At 74.0% G+C, this 12,985-nt stretch carries 13 protein-coding genes; 4 read left to right on the top strand and 9 right to left on the bottom strand.

The features are described from left to right. Positions 1-240: 240 nt before the first annotated feature. Entirely contained in the window at positions 241-1,830 is a 1,590-nt protein-coding gene (locus tag ACFWJ4_RS31875; RefSeq protein WP_380550195.1) for a protein kinase, read from the top strand. A gap of 242 nt (positions 1,831-2,072) precedes the next feature. On the opposite strand, the gene ACFWJ4_RS31880 is transcribed toward ACFWJ4_RS31875, so the two are convergent. The 6 genes from ACFWJ4_RS31880 to ACFWJ4_RS31905 form a co-directional block, all read right to left on the bottom strand. Next, positions 2,073-2,783 (bottom strand): class I SAM-dependent methyltransferase, encoded by a 711-nt coding sequence (locus tag ACFWJ4_RS31880; RefSeq protein ID WP_380550198.1) that lies wholly within the window; start codon positions 2,781-2,783, stop codon positions 2,073-2,075. Between the two features lie 291 nt (positions 2,784-3,074). After that, on the bottom strand, positions 3,075-3,596 hold the full coding sequence (locus ACFWJ4_RS31885) for an ion channel (protein WP_380550201.1): 522 nt from the start codon (positions 3,594-3,596) through the stop codon (positions 3,075-3,077). A gap of 201 nt (positions 3,597-3,797) precedes the next feature. After that, positions 3,798-5,174 (bottom strand): hypothetical protein, encoded by a 1,377-nt coding sequence (locus ACFWJ4_RS31890; RefSeq protein ID WP_380550204.1) that lies wholly within the window; start codon positions 5,172-5,174, stop codon positions 3,798-3,800. 168 nt (positions 5,175-5,342) lie between these two features. Further along, positions 5,343-5,651 carry a Sec-independent protein translocase subunit TatA gene (gene tatA / locus ACFWJ4_RS31895; RefSeq protein WP_359910355.1) on the bottom strand — a complete coding sequence of 103 codons (309 nt, stop codon included), beginning with the start codon at positions 5,649-5,651 and terminating at the stop codon, positions 5,343-5,345. A gap of 210 nt (positions 5,652-5,861) precedes the next feature. Next, entirely contained in the window at positions 5,862-6,431 is a 570-nt protein-coding gene (locus ACFWJ4_RS31900; protein WP_380550207.1) for a methyltransferase family protein, read from the bottom strand. A 267-nt stretch (positions 6,432-6,698) separates the two neighbouring features. After that, entirely contained in the window at positions 6,699-8,261 is a 1,563-nt protein-coding gene (locus tag ACFWJ4_RS31905) for an MFS transporter (protein ID WP_380550210.1), read from the bottom strand. 126 nt (positions 8,262-8,387) lie between these two features. Between ACFWJ4_RS31905 and ACFWJ4_RS31910 the strand changes: the two genes are divergently transcribed. Continuing rightward, on the top strand, positions 8,388-8,978 hold the full coding sequence (locus tag ACFWJ4_RS31910) for a TetR/AcrR family transcriptional regulator (protein ID WP_380550213.1): 591 nt from the start codon (positions 8,388-8,390) through the stop codon (positions 8,976-8,978). 58 nt (positions 8,979-9,036) lie between these two features. Here ACFWJ4_RS31910 and ACFWJ4_RS31915 read toward each other — a convergent pair whose 3' ends face one another. Continuing rightward, on the bottom strand, positions 9,037-9,354 hold the full coding sequence (locus ACFWJ4_RS31915) for a cupin (RefSeq protein WP_380550216.1): 318 nt from the start codon (positions 9,352-9,354) through the stop codon (positions 9,037-9,039). 131 nt (positions 9,355-9,485) lie between these two features. On the opposite strand from ACFWJ4_RS31915, the gene ACFWJ4_RS31920 reads away from it, so the two are divergent. Next, on the top strand, positions 9,486-9,752 hold the full coding sequence (locus ACFWJ4_RS31920; protein WP_380550218.1) for a hypothetical protein: 267 nt from the start codon (positions 9,486-9,488) through the stop codon (positions 9,750-9,752). A 79-nt stretch (positions 9,753-9,831) separates the two neighbouring features. On the opposite strand, the gene ACFWJ4_RS31925 is transcribed toward ACFWJ4_RS31920, so the two are convergent. Further along, on the bottom strand, positions 9,832-10,989 hold the full coding sequence (locus ACFWJ4_RS31925) for an acyl-CoA dehydrogenase family protein (protein ID WP_380550221.1): 1,158 nt from the start codon (positions 10,987-10,989) through the stop codon (positions 9,832-9,834). Positions 10,990-11,275: 286 nt separating this feature from the next. On the opposite strand from ACFWJ4_RS31925, the gene ACFWJ4_RS31930 reads away from it, so the two are divergent. Further along, positions 11,276-12,505 carry a TetR family transcriptional regulator gene (locus ACFWJ4_RS31930; RefSeq protein WP_380550224.1) on the top strand — a complete coding sequence of 410 codons (1,230 nt, stop codon included), beginning with the start codon at positions 11,276-11,278 and terminating at the stop codon, positions 12,503-12,505. On the opposite strand, the gene ACFWJ4_RS31935 is transcribed toward ACFWJ4_RS31930, so the two are convergent. After that, entirely contained in the window at positions 12,502-12,864 is a 363-nt protein-coding gene (locus tag ACFWJ4_RS31935; RefSeq protein WP_380550227.1) for a hypothetical protein, read from the bottom strand. The genes ACFWJ4_RS31930 and ACFWJ4_RS31935 overlap by 4 nt on opposite strands. Between the last annotated feature and the right edge of the window lie 121 nt (positions 12,865-12,985).

Below are 12,985 nucleotides of genomic sequence, written 5' to 3' on the forward strand. Positions count from 1 at the left end.
TTTTTAATGCTTATGAGGTAATACGTGATTTTTTGTGGTCTCGTGGGCTGGGTGTTGTGTATATGAGACAGCCCGCAGTCAGGGCGGGCCGCACCCCCGTGCCGGCGGCCGGGGGACCGCTGCCCGGTCCCCCGACCGCCACCCTCCGCCCCTGGTCGGCGCGTTCGGCGGTGCGGCTATCGTGCACAGGTGCACGAGGCGGCCCGGGACCCCGGGCAGGGCACGTGAGGGGAGCTCCAGGTGATCGGACGGGCGCTGAACGGGCGTTACGAACTCGTCGACTTGCTCGGCGTCGGCGGCATGGCCACCGTCTGGCGCGGGACGGACCGGGTGCTGGGCCGTCAGGTGGCCGTCAAGGTCCTCAACGGCGGGCTCGCCGACGACCCCCGCTTCGCCGAGCGCTTCAGCCGCGAGGCGCAGCACGCGGCCATGCTGGCGCACCCGAGGATCGTCATGGTCTTCGACTCGGGCGTGGACCAGGGCACCCCGTTCATCGTCATGGAGCTCGTCAACGGCCGTTCGCTGGCCGCCCTGCTGGCGGAGCAGCAGGCGCTGCCGGTGGAGCGCGCCGTGGGCATCGCGGCGGCGGTCTGCGAGGCGCTGTCGGTCGCGCACGCGGCCGGGCTGGTGCACCGGGACATCAAGCCCGGGAACATCATGATCACCGATGACGGCGGGGTGAAGGTCGTCGACTTCGGCATCGCCAGGGCCGGTTCCTCCAGCAACCTGACCCAGACCGCGAGCGTGCTCGGCACGGCCGCCTACCTCTCGCCCGAACAGGCCACCGCCTCGGAACTGGACGGGCGGACGGACCTGTACGCGGTCGGCTGCGTGCTGACCGAGATGCTCACCGGCGCGACCCCGTTCACCGCCGAGACTCCGGTGGCGATCGCCTTCAAGCACGTCAGCGAGCAGCCGCTGCCGCCGTCCGCCCGCCGCCAGGGCCTGCCGCCCGCGCTGGACGCGGCGGTGCTGCGGCTGCTGGCCAAGAACCCGGCCGACCGCCCGGCCGACGCGACCACCGCCCGGGCCGAACTCCTCGGCACCGTACCGGGGCTGATGGTCGCCGACCCGACGGCGGAGCTGCTCGCGAACGCGGGCGGGGCCGCCACCCAGCTGCTGCCGCCGGTGCCGCACTTCCCGGCGCCGAACCAGCAGCACACCACCGTGCTGCCGCCCCAGCCGCCGGCCGCCACCTCGGTGATGGCGCCGATCCCCGCCCCGGCGGCTCCCGCCTACGTCCCGGTCCCAAGGCCCGGGCCCGGGAACGCGCCCGCGCCTGCCCGCAGCCGGCGGAAGCCGCTGGTGTTCGGGGCGTTGGGCGTGGCGGGCCTGGCCGGCGTCACCGCGCTCGCCCTCACCGCCTTCGACGAGCCGGCCGGCAACGCGGCCGCCGCCAAGCCCGCCGCGGCCACCGCCCCGTCCACCGCCCCGGTCACGACGCCCACCCCGAAGGCCTCCGCGGCCTCGGCGGCGCCCACCACCAGCTCGGCGGCGCCGTCCGCGCCCCCAGCCCCCACCCAGGCCGTCCCGCGCAACCAGCCCGCGGCGCTGCAGATCCAGGCCTTCCGCCAGGCCGTCGCCCAGGCCCAGGTCGGCCGGGAGCGGGACAAGCAGACCGACCTGTTGAGGATCCTCGACACCACCGCCGCGCGCCTCAACGAGGGCAACCCGGACGACGCCGCGCAGGAGCTCAAGAACGCCCAGAAGGTGGTCAAGGACATGGGCAAGAAGCACGCCATCGACGTCCCGACGTACGCCAACTGGAACGCCCGCCTCTCGGCCCTGTTCGCCACCCTGCACACCGCCGTCGATCTCCAGGACGACTGACGGGCCCGGCCGCCTGCTACCGGCTACCGGCTCCGGCCGTCGGCTGCCGGCTTCGCGGAGGCGGACTCGTGTCCTTCGCCGCGGGTGAGGGTTCCATCCTGAGTGCACAGCACTGTCCACAGCCTGTGGACAGTGCTGTGGGCCGACCGCACCGACCACACCGGCCGGCCGGCGGAAACGTCGGGCACACGCCCGTCGGCCCCCTTGCGCGGCAAGGGGGCCGACGGAAACCCCGGTGGCGCCTACCTGGCGGCGGTGACGGGCTTGCGGGCCCGGGTCAGCAGGGAGACGCCCGGCAGGCCCTGGACGGGCAGGTAGCGCTCGGCGGCGATCACCGTGCTGAGCGCGGTGTTGATGAAGGCCGGAACGTCGTCCAGGTCGCTGCCGGTGCTCTTCTTCCGGCGCCAGGCGGCGGCCGGGCGGAGCAGGACGTTCCAGCTGTCCAGGGTCTCCATGGTGAAGCCGCTGCCGACGATCACCTCGCGCAGGGTGTCGCGGGTGTAGCGGCGGACGTGGCCGACCGCGACGTCGTGCGCCGACCAGAGCCTCATGTCGCTCGGCACCGCGATGAGTGCCACCCCGCCGGGGCGCAGCACCCGGTGGATCTCGGCCATCGCCGCGTCGTCCTCCTCGATGTGCTCCAGCACGTCGAAGGCGACCACCAGGTCGATCGCGCCGTCGGCGACCGGGAGCCGGCGGGCGTCGGCCCGCATCACGGTGAGCCCGCGGTCGCGGGCCACCCGGGCGCCCTCCTCCCCGTACTCGATCGCGATCGGCTTCCAGCCGTTCGCCCTCAGCACCCGGGTGTTGCCACCGCCCGCGGCCCCGATGTCCAGCGCGGTGCCCGCCTTGCTGAACTTGGCGAGTTCCCGGCCCAGCAGTATCCGCCGCTCCTTGTACCACCAGTGCCGGTCCTCGAGCTCGGCGAGCTTGCGTACCTCATGACCTTCCACGGACCCTCCCGGACTTCTTCGTCTCCCTGGCCGCCGCGGAACGCGTCGTCCGGCCGAGCGAAAACATGAGAATTTCGTGAGGTCACTTTACGGGTACGGCGTCCTCGCGGATCCGGGCAGCCCGGTCGGCCGGAGTGTGGTGTCGGCCGGGTGGCGGCGGTCGGCCCGCAGCCCTCGCCGAGGCGGCCGGTGCGGAGCCAACTGCCAAAGAACTGAAGGACTTTGACGAATCGTCGGAAAGGTCTGGCCGCAGGGGTGCCGGGCGGACGTCCGTTGCCGTCCGCGCCGGCCTCAGTCCTGCCGTCGGATCCGTCGCTCCACGTTCCCCCGGACCGCCCGGGACGCCGTTCCGGCCGCCGCCGCGAGGAACACGAAGTTGTACCCGATCTGCAGCACCACCACGAGGCGCGCCGTCTGCCCGGCCGGGGTGATGTCCCCGTACCCGACCGTCGCCATCGTCACCACGGTGAAGTACAGCGCGTCCAGCCGGGTCTCCAGCCCGGCGAACTCCGACTTGTGCGCGCCCATCACGTAGTACGTCCCCGCGAAGATGGTCATCGCCAGGAAGATGAGGAAGGCCAGCCAGACCACCGGCCGCTTGGCCGTCCCCCGCATCACCCCGACGATCTTGGCCAGCATCAGCCAGGTCAGCCCGACCAGCGCTCCCGCGAACACCAGCCAGCTCAGCACCGGCCGGCGCTCGCCGAGCCACTCCAGGGGCAGCGTGAAGTACCCGACCATCAGCAGCGTCGACGCGATCAGCAGCCAGAGCCAGGCCCGGAGGTCGGCAGGGGGCGGAGGGTTCTCGGACATCCCGCCCAGCCTCCCCGGGCCCGGGCCCGTCCGCTCGCCCGCCTGGTCCGATCGGGCGAGCCCCCGCGCCGTCGCCGTACGGGCCGCCGGCCGCCGCAGTCGCGGCCGCTCCGTTTCGGCGGTTCTCCGGAGGTCCTCGCGCCCCGCCGGCCCCGGAGGTCCCCGTGCCCCGGAAGGCCCCGCACTCCGGGGGGCCGCCCCTCAGGCCGAGGCCCCGGCTCCTTCCCCGGGCCGCCCCGCCCGGTCCTGCCCCGGCGAGTCCAGCAGCTCCAGCACCGCCAGGACGGCGAGCAGCCCGAGCGCCAGACAGAGCGTCACCAGCACCGTCGGGTGGCTCCACAGCACGAAGGCCAGCGCCGTGAGGGCGACCGCCAGCCAGCCCAGCGGGGCCTTCCAGCGGTGGACGAACCGACCGACCGGCCCGAGTCGCAGTCCGGCCCGTGCGGCCACCCGCCGCACCGCGCCCAGCCCGGCGCGCCAGCCGCCCCGGACGGTGCGCGCCCACCGTCCGGGGCCGATCACCCAGGCGCCGAGGGCGACCAGCAGGCCGAGGGTGACCACCACCCGGACGGCCGAGCGCAGGTACCGGACCAGGGTGTCGTACACCGCCTGGGCGGCCGCCTGGTCGACATCGGCCGGGAGCCGGTCCAGGTAGACGGCCCGGAACGCGCTCAGCCCGATGCCCAGCAGCAGCGCCCCGCCCGCCATGCCGAGGGCCGTCGCCACCACCGCCCGGCGGCGCCGGGTCGCGAGCAGCACACCGCCGAGCGCGCAGACCCCGGCCAGCACCGGCACCCAGAAGCCGGCCAGGTCCAGGACCCGCAGGGTGGTGCGGACCTCGGGGAGGGCGTCGGACCGTACCAGCGGGTAGGAGGTGTGGATCTCCGGGATCCGGGAGGCCAGCGGGAGCCCCTGGTCCACCAGCGCGGACTTCACCCGGGCGATCACCGGGGCGAGGTCGAGCACCACGGTGTCGTCGTGCACCTCGACGGCGCCGCCGCCCTGCCCGGTCACCATCTTCTCGACCGCGGCATGGGCGTCCCGGTTGACGTCCGTCCAGAGGGTGACGAAGGCGTCGCTGTTCACGAGCCGTTCGACCTGGGCGTGGACGAGGCTGCCGAGCCCGTCGTCCAGGGCCTGGCCGATGCCGCCCAGCAGGGCGCCGAGCTTGGGCCGGTCGTCCGGGGCGAGGCCGTCGAGCAGCGAGTCGAGCGGGAGCTTCTTCACGATCTCGGCGGTCACCCGGTCGGTGACGGCCGCCTTGATCCTGGGGTCCTCGGCCAGCGGGGCCATCGTCGCGAGGTAGCGGTCGGTGTCGCTGATCTCGGACCGTGCCCAGAGCGCGAGGGCGCCGAGCGGGGTGAGCGCGCAGGCCAGCACGATCAGGAGGGCGGCGAGGAAGGAGCGGACCCGGTGCCGGGGCGGTGGGCGGTCCGCCGGGAGTGCGGTCGGCCCGGCGGCCAACTGTTCGGCGAGCCGTGCCTCCTGGGCCTCGACGGCACTCAGCCGGGCCCGCAGCTCGGCCAGTTCGTCGCCGGGTCCGCCCTCGGGCCCGGCGCCGGGTTCGTCGGTCGGCATGCCGGGCTCCGTTCCTCCGATGGGTGCATACCAGGAGACAACGGATCAGATCGGACGGCCAGTCGGGAGGGGCGGTGGCCGGAGGGGGCCCGGAACGGTTCAGGACGGCCCCGGAACGCGGAAAGCCCCTGGTGGTTCACCAGGGGCTTTCCGGAGGAAGGGGCGGACTCAGGCGGTCGTCTCGGGCCGCTTGGTCTCGGTGGCCTTGGTCACGTTGGTCGGCGTGACGGCCGGGCGGTCGGCGCTCTGCTGGGGAGCGGTGGCGCCCTGCTGGGGAGCGGCGGTGCTCTGCGCGGTGCCGGCCGCGGCGTCCGCCGGGGTGTCGTCCTCGCGCATGGCCTTCGTCTCGGCCTTCAGGATGCGCATGGACTTGCCCAGGCCACGGGCCATCTCGGGCAGCTTCTTCGATCCGAACAGCAGGATTACGACCGCCAGCACCACGAGAATGTGCCAGGGCTCAAGACCGTTCCGCAGCATCCTGGCCACCGGTCCCTTCTTGTCAGGAGTCATGGCGGGCGCTAGCGCCCGTGCTGGCCAGTATGCCTGTACCTGACGGCGAACGGATACACCAGCCGGGAAACGCTGGCCAAAAACCAGGTGCCGTTCGAGCGGATCGCGAGCGCGGCGGCACCGGCCCGGCCGGACGCGGGTGCCGAAGCTCACACCCGGCCGACCGCGTCGGGGCGTTCAGTGGACGAACGGCACCATGCGCTTCGTCACCCGGCGGTACCGCGCGTACTCGCTCCCGAAGGCGTCCAGCAGCAGCCGCTCCTCGGCGGAGATCCGCCAGCCGTACGCGGCGAGCAGCAGGGCCACGACCACCAGGGCGGCCGCCCAGCTGCCGGTGCCGACCGCGTAGCCGACCCGGACCAGCAGGCTGCCGGTGTACCCGGGGTGCCGGATCAGCCGGTACGGGCCGGTGCGGACCAGGCGCTGGGTGTCCACGGTGCGCAGGGTGCGGGTGTAGTAGCGGCCCAGGGTACGCATGCCCCAGGCCCGCAGCGCCAGCCCGGCGACCACCAGGGCCACCCCGAACCAGGCGGCCCAGGAGGGCAGTTCGCCGATCCCGGCGCGGTCGAACAGCACCACGACCAGGACCGACACGACGTAGCAGCCGAGCAGCAGCCGGGTGGACCCGCGGTCGCGGCGGTCGGCGTGCCAGGTGCCGGCGGCGGTGTCCTCGCGCCGGCGCAGCAGCAGCTCGTAGGCGACCCAGCAGAGGACGCCGAGGAGGGAGAGGAGGGCGGGCAGGGACATGAGGGGCTCCCGGCGGTCGGATCCGAGGTGTGCTTCCACGGTCCTCCCGGCGGGCGGCCGGCACACGCACCCGGGGGCGGACCCGGCGCGGTCCACCCCCGGGTGGAGGTGCGGCGCGGGGGATCGCGGGCGTTCGGTGCGACCGCTGTGCGGGGGCGGGAGGGCGGCTCCCGGGCCGGCGGCTCCCTGGACGGCGGAGAGCCCCCGCCCGGGATGGGCGGGGGCTCTCGATGACTCGCGTGGATCGGGCCGGACGGGTCGGACGGGTCAGACGGCGGCGGGCTCCGGAGCGGGTTCCGAGGGGGTGGCGGGGGCGGCGGCCGGGAGGTGCCGCATCAGGCGGTAGGCCAGGACGGCGGCGCCCAGGGCGAAGACCAGGCCGACCACGGCCGCGACGTGCAGGCCGTCGGTGAAGGCGGTGCGGGTGGTCTCCAGCAGGTCGGCGCCGAGTCGGCCGGGCAGGTGGGCGGCGACGGTGACCGCTCCGCCGAGGGTGTCCTGGGCGGTCCGGGCGGCCTCGCCGTCGACGCCGGCCGGGAGGGCGCCGTCCAGCCGGTGGCGGTAGACCGCGGCGCCGGCCGCGCCGAGCAGGGCGATGCCGAGCGAGCTGCCGAGCTCGACGGCGGTCTCGGAGGTGGCGGAGGCGGCGCCGGCCTGCTCGACCGGGGCGGCGGAGACGACCATCTCGGCGGTCATCGTCATGGTGCCGACCGTCCCGGCGGCCAGCACGCCGGCCGCGGTGAGGATGAGCGCCAGCGGGGAGTGCGGGCCGACCAGGGTCATCATCGCGAAGCCCGCCGAGCCGACCAGGAAGCCACCGCCCATCAGCACCGCCGGGCGGACCTTCCCGGCCAGCGCCGAGCTGGTCCCGACCGCGGCGCCGACGCCCAGGCTCGGCACCAGCGACCAGAGCGAGGCGGTCAGCGGGCTCATGCCCTTGACCAGCTGGAGGTACTGCGAGGTGAAGAGGGAGAAGCCCATCATCGCGAACATCGCGATGCTGTTGACGCTGATCGCGCCGCTGAAGGTGCGGATCCGGAACAGGCTCAGGTCGAGCAGCGGGTTCGCGGCGGTGCGCTGGCGCCGCACGAAGGCACCGGCCAGCAGCAGTCCGGCGGGGACGGCCAGCCCGGGCAGCAGGCTCCAGCCCTCGACGGCGATCGTCTTGACGCCGTAGACCAGCGGCAGGATCGCGGTCAGCGAGAGCACGGCGCCGAGCAGGTCGAAGCGGCCGGTGCGGCCGGTGGAGCGGTACTCGGGGAGCAGGACGGGCGCGGCCAGCAGCACCAGGGCCATCACCGGGACGGCGAGCAGGAAGGCCGAGCCCCACCAGAAGTGCTCCAGCAGGAGCCCGCCGGCGACCGGGCCGAGGGTGGCCCCGGCGGTGAGGATGCCGCCCCAGGCGCCGAGCGCGATCTGCCGCTGCTTGGGGTCGTGGAACATGTTGCGGATCAGCGCGAGGGTCGAGGGCATCACGGTGGCCCCGGCGGCGCCGAGCAGCGCACGCGCCGCGATCAGCTGGTCGGCGCCGTGCGACCAGGCGGCCAGCAGCGAGGCGCCCGCGAAGCCGGCGGCGCCGATCATCAGCAGTCGGCGGCGGCCGATCCGGTCGCCCAGCGCGCCCATCGTGATGAGCAGTCCGGCCAGCAGGAACGAGTACATGTCCATGATCCACAGCTGCTGGGTGCCGCTCGGCGCCAGCGTGGTGGAGATGTACGGGACGGCGAAGAAGAGCACGCCCATGTCCATGGTGAGGACGAGGGTCGGGAGCAGGAGGACGGCCAGGCCGATCCATTCGCGACGGCCTGCGCGGCCGGTGGTTGCGGTCATGGGGAAGACGGTACGGATGACTCAGACGCTTGTCTAGTACGCATGTGCAAGTCGCTCGTGCAAGACGGACGATCGAGTGAGACGAATGTGCGAGACATTCGTCCATGGCTTCCGTAGGATCAGGGCATGGGAAACCGCGAAGACCTGATGGGCGGCGCCAAGCGCTGCCTGTACGAGAAGGGCTACGGCCGCACCACCGCCCGCGACATCGCGACCGCCTCCGGCGTCAGCCTGGCCGCGATCGGCTACCACTTCGGCTCGAAGGAGGCGCTGCTCAACGCGGCGATGATCGAGGCGATCGGAGAGATGGGGGAGGCCCTGGGCGCGGTGGTGATCGCCGCCAACCAGGTGTCGGACGACCCGGAGGTGCGCTTCGCGGCCGTCTGGGACGGCCTGCGGGACGTCTTCGTCGAGCACCGCGGGCTCTGGGCGGCCCAGTTCGAGGCGCTCGCCCAGGCGGGGCACGCCCCTGACCTGGCGGACGCCTTCGCGGCGGCGCAGAAGGAGGGCCGGCTCGGACTGGCCGCGGTGTTCCAGGGGCTGCCCGAGGTGCCGGACACCGCGGAGGAGGTCGCCCGCGGGTCCTTCTACCAGACGCTGCTGGCCGGCTACTGCGCCCAGTGGCTGGCCGCGCCCGAGCTCGCGCCCAGCGGGCAGGACTTCCTGTGGGGACTGCGGCTGGTCAGCGACGGCGTGTTCGCCCCCGTGGAGCACTGACCCGCTACTGAGCTCTCGCCCGCTGCGGAGTCCTCTCCCGCTGCGGAGTCCTCTCCCGCTACGCGGTGACGGCGGTCAGCAGCACCACCGAGTCGACATGCGCCAGCAGCCCGTGCCGCTCCTGCGGGACGGGCTCCAGGTGGCCGGCCTGCAGTTCCAGCCGCCGGCCGGCGATGGTCAGCGAGACCCGGCCGCGCAGCACCTGGACACTGCCCGCGGCGGGCGGGTTGTGCTCGTCCAGCGTGGTGCCCGCGGTCAGCGCGATCACGGTCTGCCGCAGGATCCCGTCGTGCAGGACCAGGTGGGCGCTGCGCCCGTGCGGGCTCTCCGCCGCCCGGGCGGCGTGCTCCACGGCGAGCTGTTCGAGATCGGGCACCGCGCCTCCTCCTGGCTCCGGGCGCACTCCGTGAGCCCAGGGTCGCGGACGCCCGGGCGCCCCGCACCCGGAGGTGCCGCGGCCGGGCGGTCCGAGGTGCAGGCTCCGCCGACTGCCCGCATCGTGGAGGCATGGCGACCAACGACAGAGTCATTTCCGGGTTCCAGGTCAACCGCCCGCTGCTGACCGGCGGCGTGGCGCTCACCGCGATCGGCACCCTGCTCAGCGCGACCGGGACGGTGGTGGTGTGCGCGGCGCTGATCGCGGCCGGCCGCAGCTGGGTGCGCGGTCTGGACACTCCGCCGACCGCGCTCGCCCAGCGGGCCCTGCGGGAGGCGAAGGTGGCGTCCAACGCGGGCTGGGAGGCCTGGCGCACCGAGCACAGCTCACCCAACTGAGACCGGCCGCCGGGCTGGCGAACAGCGGGGCGGGCCGCCGCGGAACGACGGCCCGCCGTGCCGTCGGACCCGAACGGCCCTAAAGGCCCAGCGACTTGGCGATGATGCTGCGCATGACCTCGCTGGTGCCGCCGTAGATCCGGAACACCCGGTTGTCGGTGTAGAGCCGGGCGATCGGGTACTCCAGGATGTAGCCGTAACCGCCGTGCAACTGGAGGCACTTGTCGATCACCGTGGAGGCCGACTCGGTGCAGAACAGCTTCGCCGCGGCCGCGTCCGCGACGGTCAGCTCGCCGAGCTGGTACAGCTCCAGCGCCCGGTCCACCATCGACTGCTGCGCCACCACCTGGGACTCGCAGTCGGCCAGGGTGAACTTGGTGTTCTGGAACTCGGCCACCGCCTTGCCGAACACCTTGCGGTCCTTGACGTACTGGACCGCGAACCGCACCGCCGCCGCGGCCGCCGCGTACGCGCCGACGGCGATCGCCAGTCGCTCCTGCACCAGGTTGTGGGTCAGATAGGAGAAGGCCCTGCCCTCCTCGCCGAGCAGGTTCTCCACCGGCACCCGGACGTCGCTGAACGCCAGCTCGGCGGTGTCCGAGGTGCGCAGGCCGATCTTCTGGAGCTTGCGGCCGACGGTGTAGCCCGCGGAGGCGGTGTCCACGCAGAGGATGGACAGCCCGGCCCGTCGGTTCTCCGGGTCGTACGGGGCGGTGCGGCAGACCACCAGGACGAGATCGGCCAGCACGCCGCCGGTGATGAAGGTCTTGGCGCCGTTCAGGACGTAGTGGGTGCCGTCCTCGGAGAGCCGTGCGGTGGTGGAGATGCCCGCGAGGTCGGAGCCGGCGCCCGGTTCGGTCATCGCGATCGCGGTCATGATGTCGCCGGAGACGAAACCGGGGAGCCAGCGCCGCTTCTGCTCCTCGTTCGCGTACTCCAGCAGGTACGGCAGGACCAGGCCGGTGTGCACGCCGGAGGAGCCGAAGCTCACGCCCGCCCGGGCGGTCTCCTCGGCGATCACCGCCTGGTACTTGAAGCCGCTCTCGCCCGCGCCGCCGTACTCCTCCGGCACCTCGATGCCGTAGACGCCGAGCTCGCCGAGCTGCCGGTAGAAGTCGCGCGGCGGGTGACCGTCGGCCTCCCAGCTCTCGTAGACCGGGACGACCTCGTTGGCGATGAAGTCCCGGATGGTCTCCCGGAAGGCCTCGTGGTCCTCGTTGAACACGGTGCGGCGCACGGCGGCGCTCCCTTCGACGGCGCCGGCCGGGGCTGCCGGCCGGGGCGGAACCTGCCTGGTGGTGGCTCCACAAGTTAATCCGGGGTAGCTTCGGCTGTCCAGAGTCGGCCGGGCGCGGAAAGCCGGTGGGGAGCGCGGCCGGCGGGGGTGCGAAGTGAATCCTTGCTAGCCTTCCGTCGACGCCGGTCACGGTCCCGTTCCAGAGGCCGGCGCCGTGCCGGACCAGTGCCGGGCCGGTGCGGGACCAGCCGGGTCGGTGCCCGGCCGAAGGGGAGGGAGGCTCGCCATGGTGGTCCGACGGCCGCCCGGGCGGCGCGCCCAGATCCTGGCCGTGGCCGCCGACCGCTTCCACCGCAGCGGCTATCACCAGGTCTCGATGACCGAGGTCGCCGCCGGTGTCGGCATCACCGCGCCCGCGCTCTACCGGCACTTCCGCGGCAAGCCCGAACTGCTGGACCGGGCCGTCCGGTTGGGCCTGGACGCACTCGCCGAAGGCCTGCGTCCGGCCCGCACCACCGCCGACCTCGGCGCCGCGCTGGCCGCCGTCGCGGTCGGCCACCGCCCGCTCGGCACCCTGGTGCAGCGCGACGCCCGGCTGCTGCCGCCGGCCCGGCGGGCGGCACTGCGCCGTGAACTGCGCGCCGACGTCGCCCTGATGGTCGCCGTGCTGCGCGTGGAACGGCCGGAACTCACCGCCGGGGACGCGGAGTTGCTCTGCTGGTCGGCGCTCTCGGCTTGTGCCGGGCTGTCCTACCAGTCGGCGGCGCCGCAGCCCCGACGGGCCGAGGCGCTGCTGCGCGGGATGGTCGCGGCCGTCCTGGCGGTCCCCCTGGGCGGTACGGCCGCGGGGCCCTGCGTCGGGCCGGTGCCGGTGGCGCCGGAGCCCGCCTCCGGGCCGGTGTCGGCTGCGCCGGGGACCGCCTCCGGGCCGGCGCCGGAGCCCAGGCCGCGGGCGCGCCGGGAGGAGCTGCTCGCGGCGGCCGTCCGGCTGTTCCACCAGCGCGGCTTCGACAACGTCAGCACCGACCAACTCGGCGCCGCCGTCGGCATATCCGGCCCCAGCGTGTACCGGCACTTCGACAGCAAGGCCGAGCTGCTCGCCGCCTCGCTGGTGCGCAGCCGCGAGCGGCTCTGGCACGAGGTGGACGGCGCGATCTCGGCCGCCGCCGGGCCCGGGGCGGCGCTGGAGGCCGGGCTGGGCGCGTACGTCGGCTTCGCGCTGCGCAACGGGGACTACCTGGGCGCCATGCTGAGCGAGACGGAGCGGCTGGCCCCGCCCGACCGCCGGGCCGCGGTGGACTTCCGGCGGGACTTCCTGCGCACCTGGGTCGGCCTGCTGCGGCAGGTGCACCCCGGGCTCGACCCGGCGGCCGCCCGGATCCGGGTGCACGCGCTGTTCGCGCTGGTCAACGACGGGGTGCGGAACCGTCCGCACAGCACCAGGCCGGACCTCGGGGACTGCCTGCTCCGGCTCGGCCGGGCGGTGCTGGGGACGTCCGGGGGAGGGGCGCTCTAGCGGTTGCCCCCGGTGCCTCGGGAGTTCCCGCCGGTGCCCCGGGAGTTCCCGCCGTTGCCCTGGGGGGCGCCGGTGTTCCCGCTGTTGTTCTGGGTGCCGCTGACGCTTCCGCCGTTGCCCGTCACCGCGAGGGTGTTGTTCTGGTTGCCCGCACCCGAACCGGTGGCCGTCTGCTGGGTGTTGATCACGTTTCCGTGGACGTCGCCGATGATGTTGCCGGAGCCCGCGTCGCTCACCACGCTGCCGTTGGAGTGGCCGGTCGCGCCGGCGCCGTCGTCGGCGTGCGCGGTGGCGGCGCCGACGCCGACGAGGAGGAACGCCCCGAGGGCGGTGGCGGCGGCTGCGCGAATACGGGGCACGCTGGTCTCCCTGGCGAGAAGTGCGGATCGTGGCGCCGTCCGGGGTGGCCGCTCCGGGGCGCCGTGGCCCGCGGGGCCGGGCGGCTCGCCGTACGTACGTCGCCGGTTCAGCATTCACCAG

Source organism: Kitasatospora sp. NPDC127067 (genome assembly GCF_042724755.1).
GTDB classification, from domain to species: Bacteria; Actinomycetota; Actinomycetes; order Streptomycetales; family Streptomycetaceae; genus Kitasatospora; species Kitasatospora lactacystinica.

Bases quoted from the DNA above. Each gene is read 5' to 3' on its own strand.
- ACFWJ4_RS31900 (WP_380550207.1), bottom strand. From the start codon at position 6,431: ATGTCCCTGCCCGCCCTCCTCTCCCTCCTCGGCGTCCTCTGCTGGGTC.
- ACFWJ4_RS31920 (WP_380550218.1), top strand. From the start codon at position 9,486: ATGGCGACCAACGACAGAGTCATTTCCGGGTTCCAGGTCAACCGCCCG.
- tatA (WP_359910355.1), bottom strand. From the start codon at position 5,651: ATGCTGCGGAACGGTCTTGAGCCCTGGCACATTCTCGTGGTGCTGGCG.
- ACFWJ4_RS31930 (WP_380550224.1), top strand. From the start codon at position 11,276: ATGGTGGTCCGACGGCCGCCCGGGCGGCGCGCCCAGATCCTGGCCGTG.
- ACFWJ4_RS31910 (WP_380550213.1), top strand. From the start codon at position 8,388: ATGGGAAACCGCGAAGACCTGATGGGCGGCGCCAAGCGCTGCCTGTAC.
- ACFWJ4_RS31905 (WP_380550210.1), bottom strand. From the start codon at position 8,261: ATGACCGCAACCACCGGCCGCGCAGGCCGTCGCGAATGGATCGGCCTG.
- ACFWJ4_RS31885 (WP_380550201.1), bottom strand. From the start codon at position 3,596: ATGTCCGAGAACCCTCCGCCCCCTGCCGACCTCCGGGCCTGGCTCTGG.
- ACFWJ4_RS31890 (WP_380550204.1), bottom strand. From the start codon at position 5,174: ATGCCGACCGACGAACCCGGCGCCGGGCCCGAGGGCGGACCCGGCGAC.